A 22,232-nucleotide genomic window follows, 5' to 3' on the forward strand; every position below is an offset into this window, starting at 1 on the left:
CTGTTCAGGGTCAAATCATGATTGTAAATAAATTTTACTAGAGCCCAATTCGGTTGAGTTTCTTCAGGATTTCGTTCGATAGTTGAGATTACGATAATAGTACTGTTGGATTTAGCACTAACTTCTGCCCTATGGTGTCTTTACCTGGTGACCGCACTGAGTCGAGAGGCAATGGCCCGGGTGAGCGAACCACAACACCCAGTTCAGGCATCGAGGGAACCCCACGCCTGGACTCAGAGCAGATGTTTCAGTTGATCGATAGCATTCTGCCGCTTGAGGTTTGCCTTTATCACCAAGTCCTGCCCCTGTCTGTGGAAGGAAGTCGGATGAACTTGGGCATGGTGAACCCGGAAGATACTGCTGCCCTGGATTACATCCGCCGAATTTTAGCCTACATTAAGTGCTCCCTGGTCCCCCGATCGATTTCGTCGGAAGTTCATCAAGCAATGCTGTCAGCTTACTTAAGCTATGCTGACAAGAAAAAGAAGATCGTTGAGCAAGCTCCACCTTCCAAGGCCGATCGACCCCCTAAAGCCAGTCCCAAGAAACCTGCAGATACCCCCCCACCGGTCGATCGTAATGCTCAAGCCACACTAATTCTGGACAGCCCTGACGAAATTGAATTGGCCAGATCTAGCAGTCGCCCTCCTGAGGCTCCTCCTAAGTCCCCTGAAGAAACCCCGACAGTTACGGGTTCTGGAGCAAGAGACGAGCCGATCGAACATCTCACAGACATTGGTGCTCTGCAGGCTTCATTTCCGGCTGTAGCAGAGCCCAAGGCAAACAGCAACGAAACTTTGATCCTGAAAGAAGAGGTTCAGGCGCTTCCGGATGGAACTTCGGCAGCGATTGTCGAATCAGACGCCGGTGACTCTACCCTGTCTCTACCAGAGCTAGATGTGCGGGCCACTCATCTCAATAGCCCGATCGAAGTTTTGGGATTGCTCCCACCCAAAAACCTGATGCATGAGCTGCTGGCTAGAGTTCTGGCTGGAGGCATTGGTCGGCTCTTCCTGGAACGACAACAGCAGCACGGGCGAATTCTCTGGAGCCAGGACGGCGTTCTACAGTCTGCCCTGGAAGATCTCTCTCCATCTCTATTTCAGGGGGTGATTAACGAATTTAAGCATTTGAACAATCTCCCGTTGCTCCCCATTCAGAAACCCCGGGAGGTCGAGATCGAGCGGCTCTATCAGGGCAATCGCCTACTTCTGCGCTTTCGATTCATGCCAGGGATCAATGGAGAGGAGGCTACTGTGCAGGTACTCAGAGGAGCTGCGTTAAAGTTCCATCAGCAGCAACAGCTGGCCGTCCTGGGTCGAGACGCCCTTGGAATTGCCAAACAACTGCAACGGAAGTTGAGCGAAATTAGCGAGCGAGCCACAACCGAACGGGCCTCTCTGCGTTCCAATCAAGAGTCACTGACAGCCTTGAACCAAATGCTCATGAGCATGAAGCAACAGATTCAAGATCTGGAAGCCCTGACCCTGAAGGAAGGGGGAGGTAGCGCCAACCTGGCCGACCCATGACGTGATGGGGATAGGATAGAGACGGGATTAATCCCGTCTCTATCCTATCCCCATCACGTTAGCACCAGGGATCAGACGCGGGCTGCTACGGGTTCAGGCCAACGGTTCATAGCTTTACCCACGACAGACAATTCTTTTATTAGGCGATCGAAACGCTCTGGCGTCAAAGATTGGGGCCCATCCGACAGGGCTTTAGCCGGGTTGGGGTGAACCTCAATCATCAGCGAGTCCGTTCCGGCTGCAATCGCAGCCATAGCCATGGCGGGCACATATTCTGCCCGTCCAGTGCCGTGACTAGGATCGATCATGATTGGCAGGTGAGTCAAGGCCCGTAGAACGGGAATTGCAGCCAGGTCCAGCGTATTTCGAGCATACTGGCGATCAAAAGTCCGGATTCCCCGCTCACAGAGAATGACATTGGGATTCCCTGCAGCCAGCACATATTCTGCAGCCATCAGCCAATCTTCGATCGTGGCCGCCATACCACGCTTCAGCAACACAGGCTTATCCTGGGCTCCCACCTTTTTCAGCAGCGAGAAATTTTGCATGTTGCGGGCTCCTACTTGAACCACGTCAGCAATCTCCGCCACTTTATCCAGGTCTGATGCATCCATGACTTCTGTAATAATCCCCAGACCTGTCACGGAACGAGCTGCCGCCAGCAGCCCCAGAGCACTTTCTCCATGACCCTGAAACGCATAAGGAGAAGTCCGAGGCTTGTAAGCGCCCCCTCTCAGGAAATGAGCCCCGGCAGCCTTAACCCGTCGGGCCGTCTCAACAATCATCTCTTCATTTTCAACAGAGCAGGGACCCGCCACAACAACCAGAGGATGGTGCTCCCCAAAATGGATGGAGCCATTGGGAGTTGGAACCGTAACCGTACTGGCCTCCCCATGACGATATTCACGACTGGCCCGCTTAAAGGGTTGCTCTACTCGCAACACTTGCTCAATCCAGGGGCTAACCTCCTGAATTTGCAAGGGGTCCAAAGATACGGTCTCTCCAACCAACCCCAGAACAACCTTATGCTTCCCGACAATCTTTTCGGGTGTTAATCCCCAGCCAGTCAGTTCCTCGCAGACCCGAACGATTTCAGGTTCCGGGGAACCCACTTTCATTACAACAATCATGAATTTTCCTACCCTGTTACTGCACGACGACTAATCCTTCTGCCTCGCCGAGCGCCATGCCGCTGTCATCCGACCTAAGTTCGTTGTGAACTCCGGCCAACCCAGCCAACCGCCTGTCGTTTCTTCATCCCAGGAGGCAGAGAGCACGCCATAGCTCAGGCCCAAAACACCCAGGCCGAAGCAGCCCATACTTAGAAATACCACAATTGCATTCGGTAGCTTAAACCAACCCTGAATCACAATCCAGTAGCTGATGAAAAACACAGCAACACCCAGAGTTGTTGGGATACCACTGAAAACAGCCATGCGCCGAACCATGCGCCGACTCACGGCTTGGGGAATGCTTGTCGCTTCAGACTCCTGATTCAAGCTATTGCCCACCCGCCCAGACTGCTTTTTCTGAGCCTGATTAATCCTCGTCGATCCAGATGCTGCCGCAGAAGTAGCGCCTTGCTGACGCACTTCTGGTCCAGATGAGTCTTTAGCAGCAGATTCTGGGGTCGTCTTCTTGGAATTCTTAGCTGGCTCAAAAGGGAGTGGATCACGGGCAGCCATAAGGGATGAACTCCTTAACCGCGAATACCGAGGCGTGTAATCAGGGCTCTGTAGCGATCCTGATCCTGCTCTTGAATATAAGACAGCAAGCGCTTACGATGACCAATCATCCTGAGCAGACCTCGACGGGATGTGTGGTCTTTCTTATTGGCTTTCAGATGCTCACTCAGCTTGTTAATTCGCTCTGTCAGGATAGCGACCTGAACATGGGCAGAACCGGTATCCGTTTCGTGAATCTGATAATCGGAAATAATCTGATGTTTTTGCTCTTGTAACAGGGCCATGGATAAAAGCTCTCAACCGGAAAACCTCAGCAGTCTATCATCATATCACAGACGAATTAAAGTTGAGAATAATCAACGACTCAGCCAACCGATCGCCTGTCGAATCCACTCTTCAGCATCCGCATTCTTGGAAAGAGCCGTATTTTGCCCCACAGCCTGTAACGCCTGAGCAATTTCATACCCGGTATATCCCAGAGCCAGGAGGGTCATTTCCACATCTTCCTGAATGGACAGATTAGGACCCGCCAGGGGGCTGGTTAATAAACCCGTTTGCTGACGCCATTCTGACAACTTAGTCTTGAGTTCTAACGCAATTCGCTCGGCTGTCTTTGTCCCCACACCAGGTGCCTTAGCCAGAAGGCGTGTATTACCAGAAACAATGGCCTGAACCAGATCCTGCAACCCAAGTGTATCTAAAAGGGCGATCGCCAGTTGGGCTCCGATACCACTGACGCTAATCAGTTGCCGAAAGAGATCCCGCTCAGCCGCCGATGCAAAACCAAACCCCACGAGCTGATCTTCTCGCACCTGCATGTGGGTATAGATTTGGGCCAACTCTCCCACCGGCGGGAGTCCCGCAATCAACCGCTGGGTAATCTGCAGGTCATATCCAATCTGGCTCACTTCCAGGGTCAAGGTGACACGATTGCCCCCGGTCCGTTGAATGTTAACCACAATCCCTTTCAGGTAACCAATCATAGATATTTGTCAAAATTCTCCCCACAATTTGGGAGACGTTCTGCCAGAATAATAAAGCAAGCGCTAAGGCTGCGGCTTAGATTCGTTAGTTGTGAATAGTCTGACTCCCTACATCAGTCAAATTGAGGAGATTTTAAGACGGACTCCTGGCTCCCGTCGATGGCATATTCGCCCTGTAGGTCAAGTAGACATTTATTCTCTCTCGGAAATAATTACGGACAGCTTCCACTCCCGTGTAGGCCCGATGGGCTGGTTTTATCCCTTCTTGCAGATTGGGATTACTGAAGACTTGCGCCATCGCTTAAAGTCTGAGCTTCCTCACTACATCTGCTTAGTCGCCGAGGAGGTCACTGGCAACAATCCAATCCCTAGTCTGAACCGTCACCCTCCTATTGGAACTGTAGAAATGGCCCTCAAGCCTTCTCACTTCTTCCAACGGGCCCATAAGCAGCATTATTATCTTTCCAATCTGGCCGTTCAATCGAAATACCGTAGACAGGGGGTGGCCCAAAAGCTGCTGGCAGGCTGTGAGCAAATTGCACTGCATATTGGCTTGAAAGACTTATATCTTCATGTTTTAGAAGACAATTATCAGGCCCAACGTCTCTACCACAAGAGTGGCTATCACCTGGAAAAAGTTGACCCAGATTGGTCCTCTTACTTACTCAGACGGCCAAAAAGACTGCTCCTGCGTAAGCATTTAACCTCATGATTTTTCTCAGGCCGTGGTTTAAATCACGGCCACAGCCAATCTCTTGGGAAGGATATGGGGAAGTAGGGTCTGCCCGGAGGGAGGAACCCAAACATATCCTGCTAATGTTGATCCTTTTAGCAATTGTCCCTCCCCCACCTCAAGCCTCCTGGCAAAAGGAGATTGGGAGGGGTGGTTTCTGATCAAGTTCCTTGACCAGCAGAATTCTGTATTAGCAGAGGTTTCTTGCCAGCCCACCGCTAATTCTTCTGTAAATTATTTTGTCTTTGTCAGGCATTCAATAAATTTTAGATAAAGTTTGCGTGAATTTTAGATGAAATTATGGTTTAGCGGACTGACAAATGGTTGTTCTCTATAATTGGAAGTCCTAGCTAACGCTGATTTCAGCTTACCTTGAGTCATCTACAATGAATTTACCAAGCTAGCACATTGTGTTAGATGTCAGGGTTTACAATCAGTACTGTTTTCAGGGAACTTTAGGGATAGGATGACGCTGGGTTATAAAATGCTTCTGCAACTTTAAGTCCGATGGATTACCTAAGCTGATTTGTGAATGCTACATAGCTGTTGGCGTTTACAACTATTGCGGATGATCTTGAGAACCTTACTTCAGCGATCGACATCTACTTGATTTCACCGTATTGCATCATCTGAGCTCTGTAATCTTTTGAATTCACTGAGCTCATCGCTCACGTTAAGCTGCAGGAGTTTATTGAGATGGATAGCGATCAGAAACAACGCTATTCTGCTGCTACTGACAGGGGCGATCTATCAGTCAGTTCACTTCGTGCTGGGAACAAGACCAATCCATTGCCCGTAGCAGAAACTCCACCAGAATCCGAGGGAAAAATCGTCAAGCCAGACGCTCGTCAGACTATTGTGGACAGTTTGGACGAAGATAGGTTTCTAGCACAAATTAAGTCAGGCCAGCTTCTGATGGTGGATAGCCGACGGAAAAATGGTCTAGTTCTCTACAAAAAATTCTACGCTGAGTTTGCTGGGCCTGGTGCAGCAGTCGGTGGCCCTTTCGATGCAGATTGTCATTACGTTCTCCCCTTAGGAGACTTACTGCTAGTCCATCCAGAGTCTTATGAGGAGAAGCAAAAAGCCTATTTGATCCGCCGTCAGTGGATCCGGTTAACCCAGAAATTTACAGACAACTCAGTAGCCGTACAACGGGCTCAAATGATTCTCAACCAGTTTGAGAACTACTTTGACAGTAGTGCTGTCGCTAATTTGCCAGACGAAGCCTTCGCGCTCCTGGTCGGCGTTCTACCTCAAACAATCAGTACAGTGCGCCAGGTCTATGGCAGCTCCAAGGAACGGATCTAGAAGGGTCACCCCCCATTCAAGATTCCAATTGTTTTGTCAGCCCATCAGCAACTGGGGAACTCTAAGCAAAATGTGATGATAACCTTGCTGCTGATGAATCATTGGTCCCGCTACCTGAAGCCCTTCTTAAACCTATTTCTGGAGAGTCCCTGTCCCCTCTGTCAGCGATCGACCCCCCAGGAAATCTGCCCAACTTGTCAAAAGCAGATCTGGCAATGTCGCCTGCTTCATCTGGAGGAGACTTGGCAGAATGACCCTCGCCTATTCACCTGGGGATTGTACACCGGTGCTTTGAGGCGAGCCCTGACGATGCTGAAATACGACAATCAGCCCCAACTAGCCCAACCTTTAGGGCAATGGCTGGCGGAAGCGTGGCTCACTGTTCCCCACATCTCCAAACCCGCATCTCCATTGATCGTAGTTCCCATCCCCATGCATCAGGCCAAGCAGCGTCAACGGGGATTCAATCAGGCCGAACTGATCGCTGCAAGTTTTTGCCGTATCACTCAATTACCCCTAGAAAGCTGGGGCTTGGAGCGCGTTCGAGCCACAGAAGCTCAATTTGGCCTATCAGCCCTGGCACGAGCCCAAAACTTAACCGGGGCATTTCGTCTGGGACGGGGCTTAAAGCAGCACCACACCGGTTCCATTCTTTTAGTAGACGATATCTACACCACAGGAGCGACAACCCGATCGGCCATCCATACCCTGACCCGGCATAACATCCAGGTCTATGGCCTGATCGCTGTCGCCCGCACCCCTCATGTTCAAGCTGATTCCAACTGAACCAGAACAGGCTCGGCAGACCCAAAAATAGGGTGGGGATCAAGGCCTGCAATCTGGTAAAACTGCTCTGGCGTAATCGTACTCACAATCGGATGGCCTTCCCAATCAATCAGCTTGTCTTGCACCCGGCGCAAACAGTCCAGGCCCCGCAAGCGAGGGAAAGACAACCAGCTTTCAACCAGAACTTCCACCAGGGCTAACTCAATTAAAGGAGTCGGGTAAGTTTGCAAAAGTTCGTCCAGGCAACTGTGGAAACTCTTAGCATCAGTAGCGTCCAGTTGATAGCTACTGACAATATGCTTTACCCTTTGACGATTAATTTGGCGTTCAAGATTCATCATCAACTCAATCATCAAGCATTAGTCATCAATGATAGCAAGCCAGTTATAGCAAGCAGGAAACTGTCATTTACAACCCTATCTATTCTTTCTTTACTAAATTAGCTGGCAACCTTGAAAGTATTCTTGTGCATGGCATGATTATGGTCTATAGACCTCAAAAAGTACAGATGTTTTGATACCTTATGAAAGATTTTGTTACACGTACAGCCTCATTCTTAATAACTTCAGCGCTTTTACTGACAGCTTGTAATCCAACCAATCTTGGCCCTGAAACAACAACCAATTCAACTTCAACTGCCCCAGGTCCAGCCACAGCAATTCCGATCGGGATTGCCGTGGCTCAGACTAGTAATGTCGCCTTATTAGGACAAGAACAAGTCACAGGAGTCAGGATTGCTGAAAAATACTTCAACGATCGTGGTGGTGTCAATGGCACGCCGATTAAATTGGTATTTCAAGATACTTCTGGGGATGAAGCAGGCACCATTAATGCCTTTCAAACCCTGATCAGCCAAAGTCAGGTGGTGGCGATTGTGGGGCCAACCTTGTCCCAACAGGCATTCAGTGCAGATCCGATCGCCAATCGAGCAGGGGTTCCCGTTCTCGGCCCCTCCAATACAGCCAAAGGTATTCCTCAAATCGGAGATTATATCGGTCGGGTTTCAGCCCCAGTTTCTGTGGTCGCTCCCAATTCAGTTAAAGCGGCCCTAAAGCTGGACCCCAAAATTAAGCGTGTCGCCGTCTTCTTTGCCCAGAATGATGCATTCAGCAAATCAGAAACCGAGATTTTTCAGCAGACCGTTAAAGATCTGGGACTGGAATTGATCACAGTCCAAAAATTTCAGACCACAGATACAGACTTTCAATCCCAGGCCACAAACGGCATCAATGCCAAGCCTGATCTGATCATCATTTCCGGGCTCGCCGCTGACGGGGGAAACCTAGTCCGACAGTTACGGGAACTGGGATACAAAGGGATTATTATTGGCGGCAATGGGTTGAATACCTCCAATATTTTCTCCGTCTGTAAGGCACTCTGTGATGGGGTTCTCATTGCCCAGGCTTACAGCCCTGAACTATCCAGTCCCATCAATACTGAATTCCGCAAAGCCTATTTAGATCTAAATCAGAAGGAACCCCCTCAATTTAGTGCCCAGGCTTTTACTGGGGTTCAGGTATTCGTAGAAGCCTTAAAAGCACTGGACAGCCAGACCAAAATCAAGACAATGCCCCTGCCTCAACTCCGAACCGCCCTGAACAAACAGGTCCTGGCTGGAAAATACAGCACGCCCCTGGGTGAAATTTCCTTCACCTCAGAAGGGGAAATTGTCCAAAAAGAATTCTATGTGGCCCAGATCAAAATGGATCCAGATGGCAATAATGGCAAATTTGTGTTTTTGAAATGAGGCCCTCTGGGTTGAATCTACTCTGATCGTCCGGGTAAAGCCGCTGCGATCGCCTCCACAACCCGCCCCACCGGGACAATCTCCATGCCTCGAATCGAGAAGTTCTGGCCTCGGGGAATGATGGCCCGCCGGAAGCCCAGTTTGGCAGCTTCCTTAAGTCGCAGTTCCATCTGGGAGACAGAGCGCACCTGCCCACCCAGGCCCACCTCCCCAATCAAAACCGTCAGTGGATCAACGGTGCGATCGCGGAAACTGGCTGCGATCGCAATGGCCGCTCCCAAATCAGCCGCGGGCTCCGCCACGGTCAGCCCCCCGGAAGAGGCCACATAGGCATCTAACTTGGAGAGGGGAATCCCGACCCGTTTTTCCAACACCGCCAGAATTTGCAACAGGCGGTTAAATTCCACCCCTGTCGTAGAACGACGGGGAGAACTGTAACTGGTAGGGCTAACCAGGGCCTGTAATTCCACCACGATCGGGCGGGTGCCTTCACAGGCCACGATGGTGGCCGTTCCGGGTGAAGGGTCTTCCCGATTGCCCAGAAACAGTTCCGAGGGGTTTAAGACCTCTTCCAGTCCCTGGTCCACCATCTCAAACACTCCCAATTCATGGGTCGCCCCAAATCGGTTCTTGACGGAACGGAGCAGGCGATGGCTGGCAAACCGATCGCCTTCAAAGTACAGCACGGTGTCTACCAGATGCTCCAACACTTTTGGCCCCGCGATCGCCCCTTCTTTGGTCACATGACCCACAATAAACAAGCTAATGCTCTCCCGCTTCGCCACCTGCATCAGCAGAGAGGTACATTCTCGCACCTGGGCCACGGAACCAGGGGACGACCCCAGGGCAGCAAAATAAAGGGCCTGAATACTATCAATCACCGCCACCTGGGGCCGGAGGGACTCCAATTCCGCCAGGATTGTATCCAGATCAGTTTCTGGCAGCAAATACAGGCGATCCAGGGGCGAGGACAGCGGCAGCGTTGTTTCCCTGCAGCTTCCCTGGTCACCATCGCCCTGCAGGTCCCGGTCCTTTTGTATCCCCAGCCGTTGCGATCGCAGCTTTACCTGCTGGCCCGATTCTTCAGCACAGACATAGAGAATGGGGTGCCTTGTCGCCAGTTGGTGGGCCATCTGCAGTAGTAGGGTCGATTTACCAATCCCCGGATCCCCCCCAATTAAGACCAGTGAGCCCGGCACAATCCCACCCCCTAGAACTCGATCGAGTTCCCGGTAACCAGAAGGCAACCGAGTCTGGGGATAATCAGAAATCTGGTTCAGGGTCAGGGCAGCCTTAGCCTGGGAGGTGTCTTCCGATCGAGCAGATCGCTTTTTCTGTCGCACTGCCATCCCAGCTCCTGAAGCCCCCGCCCCCGCTGGCAGCACAGGGGCTACCTGCTCAAGCAGAGAATTCCAGCTCCCACAGAGGGGACATTTACCAAAATACTGGGGAGACTCTGCTCCACAATGATTGCAAACGTAATGAGTTCGAGATTTTGCCATCCGTATAAGGATTAATTATTTTTAAGGAAACACCCGGTTGAATAAGTGTTAAGAAAAGCTGAAATGCAACAATTGCAGGAGTTTCAGCGTTATATAACTGCCTCAGCTAAGGTACTATCTTTATGTTAAAGTACCAAAACTTTACTCTTAGAAATCTAATCCGGGAGTCTTAGCTAGAGGAGTATTAGCTAAAGGAGTATTAGCTAAATTGGAAAATCACAAAGAAAAGATATTAGTTGTTGATGATGAAGCCAGTATTCGGCGGATTCTTGAGACACGCCTCTCAATGATTGGCTACGACGTTGTCACTGCTGCTGACGGAGAAGAGGCCCTCGATACATTTCGCAGCACAGATCCAGATCTGGTGGTTCTGGATGTCATGATGCCCAAACTGGATGGCTATGGGGTCTGTCAAGAACTTCGCAAAGAGTCAGACGTGCCCATCATCATGCTGACTGCCCTAGGAGATGTTGCCGATCGTATCACTGGCCTGGAATTAGGTGCAGACGATTACGTGGTCAAACCCTTTTCCCCCAAGGAACTGGAAGCCCGGATCCGATCGGTGTTAAGGCGCGTTGAGAAAACCGGCACCACCGGCATCCCCAGTTCTGGGGTCATTCACATCAATGCCATTCGGATTGATACCAACAAGCGGCAAGTCTACAAAGGTGATGAGCGGATTCGGCTCACCGGAATGGAGTTCAGTCTGCTAGAGTTGCTGGTCAGCCGCTCTGGGGAAGCCTTTTCCCGCTCAGAAATTCTGCAGGAAGTTTGGGGCTACACCCCCGAACGTCACGTAGATACCCGAGTTGTAGATGTTCACATTTCTCGCCTGCGAGCCAAATTAGAAGATGACCCCAGCAATCCAGAGTTAATTCTGACTGCTCGGGGCACGGGTTATCTATTTCAGCGAATTATTGAGCCTTCAGAGAATGAATGAGATCCAACGTAAATTCCCTAGATAAAAGTTGAAAAGTCTTGGCACCAGGTCATCTTCCGGCTGCAGAAGCCACCTATTTCGCAGAATTTGATGCGAGAAGTCCTAGATTTCCTGAGGATTTGCGTAAAGACCATCTGATAGAATTTGTAAGGTTTCTACAACATCAATGAATGGCATTAACTCAGGCACGGATCGCAGTTGACGCGATGGGCGGAGATCACGCTCCTGCCGAAATTGTTGCAGGAGCAGTCAGAGCTCAAGAAGAGTTGGGGGTAGAAGTTCTCCTAGTCGGAGATCCCCATCAGATTGAGGCTGCTCTGAAGAAGCATATAAATTCCTCTCACCTAAAAATTATTCCCGCCGAGGGAATCGTCGAGATGCACGAAGAACCTCTAGGGGCATTGAGACGTAAACCGAAGTCCTCGATTAACGTGGCGATGGATCTGGTCAAGCAGAACCAGGCTGAAGCTGTGGTTTCTGCAGGGCACTCTGGTGCAGCCATGGCGGCAGCACTCCTGCGGTTAGGCCGACTGAAAGGAATCGATCGTCCTGCTATTGGCACAGTTTTACCCACCATGATTGCGGGCAAATCTGTTCTGATTCTGGACGTGGGGGCCAATGTAGATTGTCGGCCCAAGTTTCTGGAGCAGTTTGCCATGATGGGGGTTGTCTACAGCCGCTACGTCCTCGGCAATAATGACCCTAAAGTGGGGCTGCTGAATATTGGAGAGGAGTCTTCCAAGGGCAATGATCTGGCCCTGCGCACCTATCAGCTCTTGCACGAGAATCCCACCATTCCCTTCATTGGCAACGCAGAAGGTCGGGATGTCCTTTCCGGTGATTTCGATGTCATTGTCTGCGACGGATTTGTCGGTAACATTCTTCTGAAATTTGCAGAGGCGATCGGAGAAGTTCTCCTGCAAATTGTGCGAGAGGAACTCCCCCAAGGGTTGCACGGAAAGCTGGGGACAGCGCTTTTAAAACCAAACCTGCGCCGAATCAAGCAACGGATTGACCATGCAGAACATGGAGGGGCCTTACTCCTGGGAGTGGACGGCATTTGCATCATCAGCCATGGCAGTTCCCAGGGTCCCAGTATCTTCAATGCGATTCGACTAGCCAAAGAAGCGATCGACAATCAAGTTCTAGAGCGAATTCAGGCTAGCTATCAGACCATACCAGCCCCGACAGGTGAGCCAGAATAATGCAGCAATTGGGATTGGGCATCGCAATTACAGGCAGTGGTTCCGCAGTGCCACCCACTGCCCTGAGTAATGAACAACTCAGCCAGATTGTTGAAACCTCAGATGAGTGGATTGCCAGCCGGACTGGGATTCGAGAGCGGCATGTTGGCAGTCCAGAATTGTCCCTAGCCGACCTGGCTGCTCAAGCAGGTGAAGCAGCCTTGAGCATGGCTGCCTTACCTGCTGCTGAGGTAGACCTGATCATCCTGGCGACCTCCACTGCGGATGACCTGTTCGGCAGCGCTGCTTTGATTCAGGCCAAACTAGGGGCATCACGAGCCGTTGCCTTTGACCTGACTGCCGCCTGCTCCGGCTTCCTCTTTGGGCTGGTCACAGCCGCTCAGTTCATTCGCGCCGGTACCTACCAGAATGTGCTGTTGATTGGGGCTGATATGCTATCCCGCTGGACGGATTGGAGCGATCGTCGCACCTGCATCCTGTTCGGAGATGGGGCTGGGGCCGTACTCATACAAGCGAATGAGCGGGATTGCCTGCTGGGGTTTGAACTTCGCAGTGACGGCACCCAAAATAATTGCCTGAATCTGGCCTATCAACCCCAAGCCAAATCTGTACTGGAGGGCGTCGATCTAGGCCAAGGGAATTACCAGTTCATTACGATGAACGGACAGGAAGTCTACCGATTTGCCGTCAGGCAGGTGCCGGAAGTGATTGAAAAATCTCTTTATCGAGCCAAACTCACGATAGACCAGATTGATTGGTTACTCCTACATCAAGCCAATCAACGCATTCTGGATGCAGTCTCTCAGCGGCTGAACGTTCCTCCTGAGAAGGTAATCAGCAACCTGGCTCATTACGGTAATACGTCTGCCGCTTCTATTCCTCTGGCTCTGGACGAAGAGGTGAGGCAGGGCCGGGTTAAACCCGGTGATATTATTGCCAGTTCTGGCTTTGGTGCTGGTCTAACCTGGGGAGCAGCCATTTTTCGCTGGGGACGCTAAGCAACAAGTCGATCCTTAGCTTCGAGATGCCTGGTCTGGCAAGGGCGTTCCCAGGAAATGCCTGGATCCGTTAAGAAGACCGTTATTGAGTTTTTGATTCCCATGAGATCTGGAGTTGACCCTCCTACAAACCGGAAGCATTGAATGAAATGCCTGTCCAGTAAGCATTTTTACCATCTCTTTGCAGAACCGGTGTGGATTGAAGTCCCCTCTGCACCATGCAAAACTCAACCACCCATATGCACAATTCAACGCTGATGGAATAAAAGGTAATGACTAAGACAGCATGGATTTTCCCTGGCCAGGGGTCACAGGCAACCGGAATGGGCGTAGATTTACAATCTCTGCCGATCGCCCAAACTAAGTTTGAACAAGCCGAACGAATTCTAGGCTGGTCAGTACTGGACCTGTGCCAGACCGAACTGGAAAAACTCTCCCGCACCCTCTATACCCAGCCCTGCCTTTATGTCGTGGAAGCCATCCTGGCTGATTTAATGCTGGAACGAGGCCATCAACCCGATCTGGTCGCCGGTCATAGCCTGGGAGAATATGTCGCCCTTTATGCAGCCCGAGTCTTTGATTTTGAAGCAGGGCTAAGTCTAGTCAAGCGGCGAGCTGAATTGATGGATAGTGCATCCCAGGGGGTCATGGCAGCCTTGATGGGGTTCGATCGGGCACAGTTGGAGGCGTTGATTGACCAGATTGATGGGGTTGTCCTCGCTAATGACAATGACCTGAATCAAGTTGTCATCTCAGGCACCTCAGAGGCAGTTGAAGCAGTGCTCTCCCGGATTAAAGCGAAACGGATCGTCCCATTGAAAGTGTCAGGTGCTTTTCACTCTCCCCTGATGGAAGAAGCCGCTGCAGAATTTCAGCAAATTCTGGAGGCGGTTCCCTTCAAATTTGCTAAGGTTCCTGTGCTGTCAAATGTGGAGCCCAAACCCGCGATCGAAGCCAACGTCCTGAAAGCCCGGCTGATTCAACAGATGACGGGTTCAGTCCGCTGGCGGGAAATCTCCGTGCAGTTGGCCCAGGAAAAAGTTGAAAGAGTCGTAGAAGTAGGTCCTGGCAAAGTTCTAACGGGCTTAATGAAGCGGGCTGCGCCAGGAGTAGCTCTGAGCAATATCAGTGGATTCAATGATTTACCCGCCTGATAAATTGATCATGCGTCCTGAATCAGTCATTGGTAGCCAATTGCCATCGGGTGAGGGCGGAGGAGCAATCCATCCCAAGGAGCATCCCAAACCCTGATAGCCTGGGGGTGCTGACTGGCACAACCCTATTAGATTTGGATGGGAGTAAAATACCTGATTGCATCGCAAATACCCAATAATGAATCATGGGTCATAGACAACCAATGACAGATAACAATCTAGGCAATGACACAGAATCGTGAACCCCGAGCCAGCCTGATCCTCTACCACCTGTTCAAGTGGTCAGTGGTAAGTCCCATGCTACACGCCTATTTTCGGGGACGGATTTATGGGGCAGAACGGGTGCCACAACAGGGGCCTTTGATTGTCGTCAGTAACCATGCCAGTGACTTTGATCCGCCGATCGTGTCCAACTGCATGCGCCGTCCTGTCGCATTTATGGCTAAGGAAGAACTGTTTCGAGTCCCAGTTCTGGGACCGGCCATTCGCCTGTATGGAGCCTATCCTGTGAAACGAGGGTCTGCCGATCGCAGTGCATTGAGATCGGCCATCACAGCACTGGAAGAGGGCTGGGCAGTTGGTATCTTTCTGCAGGGAACCCGTACCCCAGATGCCCGGATTACGGACCCAAAACTGGGAGCTGCCCTGATTGCAGCCAAAACTGGAGCCCCTCTGCTCCCAGTGAGTTTATGGGGAACAGAAGACATTATCCACAAGCCTTCTCCCCTGCCCCGACCTGTTCCTGTTACAATCCGCATTGGTGAACCCATTCCACCACCCAGTTCAGGCGATCGGGAAGAACTGGAGGCCCTGACCCAAACCTGCGCTGCCACCATTAATACGATGCACAGTCTGGGTCGATAAGTTGCGAGGCTTAATGCCTGTACCCCCCACCACTCCCATTCACACCGTCATCTTTGACTTCGATGGCACGATCGCCGACACGCTCGATGTCGTGGTCAGAATCGCCAATCATCTGGCTGGGGAATTTGGCTACGAACCTGTCACCAATGAACAGGTTAAAGCCTTTAAGCACCTCAGTTCCCGACAGATTATTCAGTCATCGGGGGTTCCCTTGATGCGAGTTCCTTTTCTCCTGAGGCGAGTTCGGACTGAGCTGAAAACAGAAATTAGTACAGCCATCCCCATCCCCGGCATCCCAGAAGTTCTGGCCCAATTACAGATTCAGGGGTATCACCTGGGAATTGCCACCTCTAACTCCCGCGATAATGTGCTGGCTTTTCTGGCTGCCAATCAATTAACCCCTGCTTTTGATTTCATCTACTCTGGCTTGACGCTTTTGGGTAAGGGCAGACTCTTAAAACGAATCCTGGCTAAAGAACGGCTCCATCCTACCTCTGTCGTTTATGTAGGGGATGAAACCAGGGATATTGAAGCTGCAAAGCAGGTTGGAGTCTGGACGATCGCCGTGGCCTGGGGATTCAATTCCAGGGAGATTCTGACTAAGCATCAGCCAGACTACCTGATTCACCATCCCCAGCAACTCCTTGAAGTGCTAGCCCAGAATGGTCAGTCAGCCCGTTAGGTTCAGCCCCTCAGAAGCCACCCACCATCCATCGAAACAACAGGCTGACCAGCCAGGCGGCCAGAATTCCGATCGCCAGGAGGGTCGCCAGCAAACCCATCACCAGCAAAACGATAAAGACGCGATCGATGGGCTGGCCTGCCTCTGGCTGATCTATATGCGCTTCGAGTAAGGCCAGGTTACGACTGTTGGCCTTCCAGGTTACATCAGCCAAATCTCCCAAAACGGGGAGTACCCCCAGCAGGGCATCCATGATCACATGGCCTACCATCCGCAGCAATATATCCCGTGAAACCCCCAACCGGGCTGCCTCAAACACAATATAGACTGAGAGAATGGCTCCGATCGTGTCTCCCCCTCCCGGCAAAAGCCCCAGAATCGGATCGAGGCCAACTCGATAGGGCGTGCCCGGTATTGGAATGGCATTATCCAGCACATCGCTAATCAACCGCACCCGTTTTAAGGCCGGAGATGGGGAATCCGTTCGAGGCAGGCGTTTCATCTGGCCCATCGCTAGTCGCCCACATACCCCCATTGATCATTCAACTTGATCACAGCCAGACCATCAGCAAAGGAAGTAGCATCGTCAAATTGTAAATCCAACAAGTAGTCGCCTTTGGGGTCAATATAGCCCCACTTATTAATAATTTTGACTGCAGCCAGACCATGGGAGAAGGGATAGGCATCATCAAACTGGAGGCGAATCACAGCATTCCCGGTTCGATCGATAAACCCATACTTATGGCCACTCCGCACCAGGGCCAGCCCATGGGAAAAACTAAAGGTATCATCAAAAACTGGCTGAATCACAACCTCACCCTTATGGTCGATATAGCCATACTTCCCATCGATTCTGACCCTGGCCAGCCCTTCTCGAAAGGTATGCGCCACATCAAATTGAGGCTTGATCACGTATTTGCCTGATTTATCAATGAAACCATACTTGTCTTCCTGGGTAACCCTGGCCAGCCCCTCGACAAAGTTATCTGCACTATCAAACTGTGGCTGAATGACCAGCCGACCCGTTTTATCAATGTAGCCATAGCGGTGATCAATCTCGACGCCAGCCAAACCCTCGGAAAATACACTGGCTGCACTCTCAAATTGAGGCTTCACCAGATATTTACCTGTGGCATCAATATACCCGTAGGCATGGTTTAACTCGACCCGAGCCAGCCCATCGACAAAATTCTGAGCATCATCAAACTGGGGCATAATGACAATTTGCCCAAACCTATCGATATAGCCCCAGCGATGATTCTGCTCCAGGCGAGCCAACCCTTCGGAAAATTGATATGCGCCACGAAATTGACTGACCGAACTGAACTCAAAGTCAGTCCGAACCACTACCACCCCCATGCGGTTAATGAAGTGCAAACGACGATCGATGGCCACACCCGCCAGACCTTCAGAAAAATTACAGGCCTGGTCAAACTTGGGTTCAATCACAACCCGATAATTGGGCTTATGAAACTCCGCCAGAAAATTATCGATCGAGACGGTAATGTGAGGGGCTGCAGCGGGCAGATCTTCTAGCACATCCACCACAGACTGGTAACGCTGTTCCCAGTCATAGCGCACCATCTTCTTTAAAATATTTGCCAGTTCCAAACTAACACTGGCCTGATCATGCCAGCTCAGCTCCTTGGTGTCGGGATCCCGGGGCAACTGGGTGGGGGATAATCCCGTCACAGATTGAATTCCCATCATGCCGATCGCATACACATCACTGCAGGGTCTGGGCAGTCCCTCTAGTTGCTCCGGTGGCATATAGCCGGAAGGATTGGCTAACCTGGACACTACAGCCTGCCCCTGAGCATTCAAGACCAGATTCCGAATCGCTTTAACCCCACCAAAATCAATTAACACCAGTTGCTTGTCCTTCCAGCGCCGCAGTAAATTATCCGGTTTAATATCCTGATGAATAATATTTTGCTGATGGACCGGCGCAAGAATTTCCAGAATTTCCCGCAGCAATTCGATCGCCTTATCTTCCTCCAGTTTCATGCCCAGAGTCAGATTTTTGCGCAGATCATGACCGTCAATGAGCTCTTGAACCAGGTAAAACTCCCCATTCTGTTCAAAGTGAGCAAACAGCTTGGGAAGCTGGTCATGGAAGCTCAGGGCATACAGGGCTTTGGTCTCCTGGTCAAAGAGCTGCCTGGCTGCCTGCAATAAAGCGGGCTCCTTTGTTTTTGTTTGTAGCTTTTTAACAACACACTTGGGGTTCCCTCTGCGGTAAGTATCTTCCGCCAAATAGGTCCTACCAAAACCTCCCCGTCCCAATTCACGAATCATTTCGTAGCGTCCACCAACTAGCATGCACCTTTCCTGGGAAACTTGGAGTTTGCCGCGTGTTGAGTAACTATTGCTCATTCTGCCACAGGCTCTTTTTAAGAGACAGAGCCCTGAAAAACAACAGGTTTACAATAGATTTTGGGCGCAGAATAGGCAATCTCATACCACCCTTGTCTTTCCCAGTATGCCCAGGAGGAACGACAATTCATCGGACCGGCTGAAATGGGCAACTAACGATAGGATTTGATATAAATCCTTAACAATCGGACATAATCAGGTAACCGGAAAACGGTACGGGGAGTAACTAGTAACTGTGTTTTTTAGCGTCGTGATTCCGACATACAACCGGAAACCTATTCTGGAAAAATGCTTAAGAGCACTGGAACAGCAGCAGTTTGCTGCCAGTACGGCTGTCACAGGCTATGAAATTGTGCTGGTTGATGATGGTTCTACCGATGGCACCCTGGACTGGCTGCAACAGGAGCAAGCACAATTTCCCCATGTCCGGCTCTTCCAGCAAACCCATATGGGACCTGCTGCCGCTCGAAATCTGGGTGTGGCAGAGTCGCAGGGAGATACGATCGTCTTCATTGACAGTGACCTGGTGGTGGTCGATCAATTCCTGCAAGCCCATGCCGATCAACTCCTCCAGGGGCAGCAAACTCTGGGCCATGACCGTCTCTTTACCTATGGTCGCGTGATCAATACCTGCAACTTTGAGGCTCCTGAGAGCGAGCCTTTCAAGCTGACTGACTTTTCCGCTGCTTATTTTGCCACCGGTAATGTGGCGATCGCCCGCACCTGGCTGGAACAGGCGGGCCTGTTTGACACCCGTTTTCAACTGTATGGCTGGGAAGATTTGGAACTAGGGGTGCGCCTGCGGCAATTGGACCTGACCCTGATCAAGGCTCCTGCCGCAGTTGGATATCACTGGCACCCGGCCTTTAGTCTGGCGCAAATCCCTAGCCTGATCGACAAAGAAATTCAGCGGGGCCGCATGGGAGTCCTGTTTTATCAGAAGCATCCCACCTGGAACGTGCGTTTAATGATTCAGATGACTTGGATTCACCGTCTGCTGTGGGGCATCCTCTCTCTAGGGGGTCTCCTGAATGAGCGCACTACGGCTCCTCTACTCCAATGGTTGATTGATCAGGGCAAGCCCCAATTAGCCCTGGAAGCAGCCCGTGTCTTTTTCCTGAATTGGTACAACGTGCAGGGGGTCTACAGTGCCTATACTGAAGCTCAGAGCAGTAATCCCAATTTTAAGTGAGGGCAGAATCAGGTCTGCCGTGACCTCGTTTGTGATATCCTAGAAAAGTTGTCAAATTCGCACATCCAGGCTTTCGGGTGTCTTTTGAACTTTGCGCGTTGACCTTCGAAGCTGGGTATCCAGATTGAAGGTCATCCCTCACAGGTTTCGAGATGCTCCTGGATGGAGGATTAACCCGAAAGGAGTTTAATTAAATATGCCAGTTGTCTCTTTAGCACAAATGATGGAGGCAGGGGTTCACTTTGGGCATCAAACCCGCCGTTGGAATCCCAAGATGTCCCAGTACATTTTCACTTCCCGCAATGGGGTGCATATCATCGACCTCGTCCAGACTGCTCAGTTGATGGATGACGCCTACGGCTATATGCGAATTGCCGCCGAGCAAGGCAAAAAGTTTTTGTTCATTGGCACCAAGCGTCAAGCGGCTGGGATTGTCGCCCAGGAAGCTCTCCGTTGCGGTTCTAACTTTATCAATCAGCGCTGGTTGGGGGGCATGCTGACCAACTGGACGACGATCAAAACCCGAGTCGATCGCCTGAAAGATCTGGAACGCCGGGAAGAAACAGGGGCCCTGGATCTACTGCCGAAAAAGGAAGCCTCTGTACTGCGGCGGGAACTGGAAAAGCTGCAGAAATACCTGGGCGGGATCAAAACCATGCGGAAGGTCCCCGATATCGTGGTAATTGTAGACCAGCGTCGAGAGTACAATGCCGTCCTCGAATGCCAGAAACTGGGCATTCCGATCGTCTCCCTTCTGGATACCAACTGCGACCCCGACTTGGTAGATATTCCCATTCCCGCTAACGATGATGCAATTCGGTCAATTAAGCTAGTAGTAGGAAAACTGGCCGATGCCATCTATGAAGGTCGTCATGGTCAGATGGATGTTGAAGAAGAGTACGAGGATTACGAAGGCGCTGACGAAGAATACGATTACGACGACAGCGACTCTTTCTTGCCCGATGATGATGACGTTGAAGAGTAGGTATTGCAAGATTTTGAACCCTGGGCTGATGGGTCCAAGGTTCAAAATCTGAGCTTGAAGCTCATGATTTATGGACTTAAGTTAGGAATCAAGCAATATGGCAGAAGAGATTTCTCCACAATTGGTTAAAGAACTGCGTGAAAAAACAGGCGCAGGGATGATGGATTGCAAAAAAGCCCTCAAGGAAAGCGGTGGCGACATTGCCAAAGCAGGGGAGTGGCTCCGGCAGAAAGGGTTAGCTTCTGCCACGAAAAAGGAAAGTCGGGTGGCCGCAGAGGGGCTGATCGGCAGTTACATTCACACAGGTGGCCGAGTCGGCGTCCTGGTAGAAATCAACTGCGAGACAGACTTTGTGGCTCGACGTGAGGAATTTCAAAGCCTGGTAAGGGATGTGGCCATGCAAATCGCAGCCTGCCCTAATGTTGAATATGTCAGGACTGACGACATCCCCCCCGAAATCGTCGCCAAAGAGAAGGAAATTGAGATGGGGCGGGATGATCTGGCTGGTAAACCAGACAACATCAAGGAAAAGATCGTCCTGGGACGGATTGATAAGCGGTTAAAAGATCTGGCCTTGATGGATCAACCCTACATCAAGGATCAAAACATCACCGTTGCAGAACTGGTCAAGCAGCATGTTGCCAAACTAAGCGAGAACATTCAGGTACGGCGATTTTCCCGGTTTGTTTTGGGAGAAGGGGTAGAGCCTCAGGGTGATACCTCCCCAAAGTCAGTCGCCCCACCACCAGTTCCTCCTGATTTGCCTGATCAACCGACTGTGAGCGACAGTGATAGCCATACCCTGGCTACGGAGGCTGAACTAGAAACCAGCGAAATGCAGAACTTAGAGGAGCAACTGGATGATCTGCAAAAGGCTGCCATCGCAAGTGGACTGCAACTAAAATTCAAAGTACGGATCGAACTGGTGGGAGAATCCCGACCTTCAGACGATGCGATCGTGAAACTGAATGAACTCCTGAAGGAAGTTTCTCAGAATTTCGATCTCAAGTAATCGATTCGCTCCAGGGGGTCATTGGGCCTTAAACATCGCCATTCCCTCATCCCTTCTTCTCAGGGGAGAAGGAATGCCTGATTGGGCTTTGCTGAATGCAAATATGAATTACCCTCATCCCCAACCCTTCTCCCGCAGGAGAAGGGAGCTAAAACTCTTGTTCCCTCTCCTTTGGGAGAGGGCTAGGGTGAGGGCTGCATAAGGCTCAAGCACGAAAATCATCCTTCTATTCAGCAACGCCCCTGATTGATGTTGCTTTCCCAGAGGGAGAGGGCAGCAATGACTACAAGCAAGGCAAATGACCCATTAGTGGTAAGTCAATCAATGATTGACGGGCGACCAAAATCCAGGTTGTTGATTGGGGTTAAATTTTGCGGGTCTTCGACCCGTCAAAATTTTCCTGACGGAACATTAGTCTGATCAAGCTTTCTTTTCTGGGGCACGGTTAACCGTGCCCTTTTTACCCATCTAAGGAATGAGAATTAAATAACACCGATAAACTTCTGCTTGCCCTCACCCCCCTGCCCCCTCTCCCGCCGGGAGAGGGG

At 50.9% G+C, this 22,232-nt stretch carries 21 protein-coding genes and 1 pseudogene; 14 read left to right on the plus strand and 8 right to left on the minus strand.

From position 1 onward, the window contains the following. The first annotated feature begins 242 nt into the window (after positions 1-242). Positions 243-1,529 (plus strand): hypothetical protein, encoded by a 1,287-nt coding sequence (locus BST81_RS24195; protein ID WP_216351445.1) that lies wholly within the window; start codon positions 243-245, stop codon positions 1,527-1,529. Between the two features lie 71 nt (positions 1,530-1,600). On the opposite strand, the gene aroF is transcribed toward BST81_RS24195, so the two are convergent. From aroF to ruvA, 4 genes are all read right to left on the minus strand, one after another. Continuing rightward, positions 1,601-2,659 carry a 3-deoxy-7-phosphoheptulonate synthase gene (aroF, locus tag BST81_RS24200; protein ID WP_075601090.1) on the minus strand — a complete coding sequence of 353 codons (1,059 nt, stop codon included), beginning with the start codon at positions 2,657-2,659 and terminating at the stop codon, positions 1,601-1,603. A gap of 30 nt (positions 2,660-2,689) precedes the next feature. After that, positions 2,690-3,214 (minus strand): PAM68 family protein, encoded by a 525-nt coding sequence (locus BST81_RS24205; RefSeq protein ID WP_075601091.1) that lies wholly within the window; start codon positions 3,212-3,214, stop codon positions 2,690-2,692. Positions 3,215-3,228: 14 nt separating this feature from the next. After that, positions 3,229-3,498: a 30S ribosomal protein S15 gene (gene rpsO, locus BST81_RS24210; protein ID WP_075601092.1), complete on the minus strand. Its 270-nt coding sequence runs from the start codon at positions 3,496-3,498 to the stop codon at positions 3,229-3,231. A 72-nt stretch (positions 3,499-3,570) separates the two neighbouring features. Beyond that, positions 3,571-4,197 carry a Holliday junction branch migration protein RuvA gene (gene ruvA, locus BST81_RS24215; protein WP_075601093.1) on the minus strand — a complete coding sequence of 209 codons (627 nt, stop codon included), beginning with the start codon at positions 4,195-4,197 and terminating at the stop codon, positions 3,571-3,573. Between the two features lie 91 nt (positions 4,198-4,288). Here ruvA and BST81_RS24220 point away from each other — a divergent pair, with 91 nt between their 5' ends. From BST81_RS24220 to BST81_RS24230, 3 genes are all read left to right on the plus strand, one after another. After that, the gene (locus BST81_RS24220) at positions 4,289-4,909 is read left to right on the plus strand and encodes a GNAT family N-acetyltransferase (RefSeq protein WP_143780481.1); all 621 of its coding nucleotides are present in this window, start codon (positions 4,289-4,291) and stop codon (positions 4,907-4,909) included. A 717-nt stretch (positions 4,910-5,626) separates the two neighbouring features. Next, positions 5,627-6,241: a hypothetical protein gene (locus BST81_RS29005; RefSeq protein WP_253188469.1), complete on the plus strand. Its 615-nt coding sequence runs from the start codon at positions 5,627-5,629 to the stop codon at positions 6,239-6,241. A 93-nt stretch (positions 6,242-6,334) separates the two neighbouring features. Then, on the plus strand, positions 6,335-7,027 hold the full coding sequence (locus tag BST81_RS24230; protein WP_075601119.1) for a ComF family protein: 693 nt from the start codon (positions 6,335-6,337) through the stop codon (positions 7,025-7,027). Here BST81_RS24230 and BST81_RS24235 read toward each other — a convergent pair. Beyond that, on the minus strand, positions 7,009-7,368 hold the full coding sequence (locus BST81_RS24235; RefSeq protein ID WP_253188470.1) for a hypothetical protein: 360 nt from the start codon (positions 7,366-7,368) through the stop codon (positions 7,009-7,011). The two genes, BST81_RS24230 and BST81_RS24235, sit on opposite strands and share 19 nt — an antisense overlap. 182 nt (positions 7,369-7,550) lie before the next feature. On the opposite strand from BST81_RS24235, the gene BST81_RS24240 reads away from it, so the two are divergent. Continuing rightward, positions 7,551-8,774, plus strand: coding sequence for an ABC transporter substrate-binding protein (locus BST81_RS24240; protein WP_075601094.1), 1,224 nt, complete (start codon positions 7,551-7,553; stop codon positions 8,772-8,774). A gap of 17 nt (positions 8,775-8,791) precedes the next feature. Here the strand turns inward: BST81_RS24240 and radA are convergent, their stop codons facing one another. Further along, positions 8,792-10,276, minus strand: a complete 1,485-nt coding sequence (gene radA, locus BST81_RS24245; protein WP_075601095.1) for a DNA repair protein RadA — start codon at positions 10,274-10,276, stop codon at positions 8,792-8,794. Between the two features lie 208 nt (positions 10,277-10,484). Here radA and rpaB point away from each other — a divergent pair, with 208 nt between their 5' ends. The 6 genes from rpaB to BST81_RS24275 all read left to right on the plus strand — a co-directional run bounded on the left by rpaB (position 10,485) and on the right by BST81_RS24275 (position 16,119). Continuing rightward, positions 10,485-11,216, plus strand: a complete 732-nt coding sequence (rpaB, locus tag BST81_RS24250) for a response regulator transcription factor RpaB (protein WP_075601096.1) — start codon at positions 10,485-10,487, stop codon at positions 11,214-11,216. A 170-nt stretch (positions 11,217-11,386) separates the two neighbouring features. Beyond that, positions 11,387-12,421, plus strand: coding sequence for a phosphate acyltransferase PlsX (gene plsX, locus BST81_RS24255; RefSeq protein WP_075601097.1), 1,035 nt, complete (start codon positions 11,387-11,389; stop codon positions 12,419-12,421). After that, the gene (locus BST81_RS24260) at positions 12,421-13,419 is read left to right on the plus strand and encodes a beta-ketoacyl-ACP synthase III (RefSeq protein WP_075601098.1); all 999 of its coding nucleotides are present in this window, start codon (positions 12,421-12,423) and stop codon (positions 13,417-13,419) included. The genes plsX and BST81_RS24260 overlap by 1 nt, the downstream gene beginning before the upstream one ends. Positions 13,420-13,691: 272 nt before the next feature. Further along, positions 13,692-14,573, plus strand: a complete 882-nt coding sequence (gene fabD / locus BST81_RS24265) for an ACP S-malonyltransferase (protein ID WP_075601099.1) — start codon at positions 13,692-13,694, stop codon at positions 14,571-14,573. Positions 14,574-14,798: 225 nt separating this feature from the next. Beyond that, positions 14,799-15,437 carry a lysophospholipid acyltransferase family protein gene (locus BST81_RS24270; RefSeq protein ID WP_075601100.1) on the plus strand — a complete coding sequence of 213 codons (639 nt, stop codon included), beginning with the start codon at positions 14,799-14,801 and terminating at the stop codon, positions 15,435-15,437. 13 nt (positions 15,438-15,450) lie between these two features. Further along, positions 15,451-16,119, plus strand: coding sequence for an HAD-IA family hydrolase (locus BST81_RS24275; protein ID WP_075601101.1), 669 nt, complete (start codon positions 15,451-15,453; stop codon positions 16,117-16,119). A gap of 10 nt (positions 16,120-16,129) precedes the next feature. Here the strand turns inward: BST81_RS24275 and BST81_RS24280 are convergent, their stop codons facing one another. Continuing rightward, positions 16,130-16,621, minus strand: coding sequence for a DUF4112 domain-containing protein (locus tag BST81_RS24280; protein ID WP_075601121.1), 492 nt, complete (start codon positions 16,619-16,621; stop codon positions 16,130-16,132). An 11-nt stretch (positions 16,622-16,632) separates the two neighbouring features. Then, positions 16,633-18,441, minus strand: a complete 1,809-nt coding sequence (locus BST81_RS24285) for a WG repeat-containing protein (RefSeq protein ID WP_075601102.1) — start codon at positions 18,439-18,441, stop codon at positions 16,633-16,635. Between the two features lie 289 nt (positions 18,442-18,730). Here BST81_RS24285 and BST81_RS24290 point away from each other — a divergent pair, with 289 nt between their 5' ends. From BST81_RS24290 to tsf, 3 genes and pseudogenes are all read left to right on the plus strand, one after another. After that, on the plus strand, positions 18,731-19,687 hold the full coding sequence (locus BST81_RS24290; RefSeq protein ID WP_075601103.1) for a glycosyltransferase family A protein: 957 nt from the start codon (positions 18,731-18,733) through the stop codon (positions 19,685-19,687). 196 nt (positions 19,688-19,883) lie between these two features. Then, positions 19,884-20,672, plus strand: a complete 789-nt coding sequence (gene rpsB, locus BST81_RS24295; RefSeq protein ID WP_075601104.1) for a 30S ribosomal protein S2 — start codon at positions 19,884-19,886, stop codon at positions 20,670-20,672. A 97-nt stretch (positions 20,673-20,769) separates the two neighbouring features. Next, positions 20,770-21,390, plus strand: a pseudogene (tsf, locus tag BST81_RS24300) (translation elongation factor Ts); the annotation flags it as partial. Positions 21,391-22,232: the final 842 nt, after the last annotated feature.

Source organism: Leptolyngbya sp. 'hensonii', from assembly GCF_001939115.1.
Lineage (GTDB): Bacteria > Cyanobacteriota > Cyanobacteriia.

Bases quoted from the DNA above. Each gene is read 5' to 3' on its own strand.
- BST81_RS24195 (WP_216351445.1), top strand. From the start codon at position 243: ATGTTTCAGTTGATCGATAGCATTCTGCCGCTTGAGGTTTGCCTTTAT.
- aroF (WP_075601090.1), bottom strand. From the start codon at position 2,659: ATGATTGTTGTAATGAAAGTGGGTTCCCCGGAACCTGAAATCGTTCGG.
- BST81_RS24205 (WP_075601091.1), bottom strand. From the start codon at position 3,214: ATGGCTGCCCGTGATCCACTCCCTTTTGAGCCAGCTAAGAATTCCAAG.
- rpsO (WP_075601092.1), bottom strand. From the start codon at position 3,498: ATGGCCCTGTTACAAGAGCAAAAACATCAGATTATTTCCGATTATCAG.
- ruvA (WP_075601093.1), bottom strand. From the start codon at position 4,197: ATGATTGGTTACCTGAAAGGGATTGTGGTTAACATTCAACGGACCGGG.
- BST81_RS29005 (WP_253188469.1), top strand. From the start codon at position 5,627: ATGGATAGCGATCAGAAACAACGCTATTCTGCTGCTACTGACAGGGGC.
- BST81_RS24230 (WP_075601119.1), top strand. From the start codon at position 6,335: ATGAATCATTGGTCCCGCTACCTGAAGCCCTTCTTAAACCTATTTCTG.
- BST81_RS24235 (WP_253188470.1), bottom strand. From the start codon at position 7,368: ATGATGAATCTTGAACGCCAAATTAATCGTCAAAGGGTAAAGCATATT.
- BST81_RS24240 (WP_075601094.1), top strand. From the start codon at position 7,551: ATGAAAGATTTTGTTACACGTACAGCCTCATTCTTAATAACTTCAGCG.
- radA (WP_075601095.1), bottom strand. From the start codon at position 10,276: ATGGCAAAATCTCGAACTCATTACGTTTGCAATCATTGTGGAGCAGAG.
- plsX (WP_075601097.1), top strand. From the start codon at position 11,387: ATGGCATTAACTCAGGCACGGATCGCAGTTGACGCGATGGGCGGAGAT.
- BST81_RS24260 (WP_075601098.1), top strand. From the start codon at position 12,421: ATGCAGCAATTGGGATTGGGCATCGCAATTACAGGCAGTGGTTCCGCA.
- fabD (WP_075601099.1), top strand. From the start codon at position 13,692: ATGACTAAGACAGCATGGATTTTCCCTGGCCAGGGGTCACAGGCAACC.
- BST81_RS24270 (WP_075601100.1), top strand. From the start codon at position 14,799: ATGACACAGAATCGTGAACCCCGAGCCAGCCTGATCCTCTACCACCTG.
- BST81_RS24275 (WP_075601101.1), top strand. From the start codon at position 15,451: ATGCCTGTACCCCCCACCACTCCCATTCACACCGTCATCTTTGACTTC.
- BST81_RS24280 (WP_075601121.1), bottom strand. From the start codon at position 16,621: ATGAAACGCCTGCCTCGAACGGATTCCCCATCTCCGGCCTTAAAACGG.
- BST81_RS24285 (WP_075601102.1), bottom strand. From the start codon at position 18,441: ATGCTAGTTGGTGGACGCTACGAAATGATTCGTGAATTGGGACGGGGA.
- rpsB (WP_075601104.1), top strand. From the start codon at position 19,884: ATGCCAGTTGTCTCTTTAGCACAAATGATGGAGGCAGGGGTTCACTTT.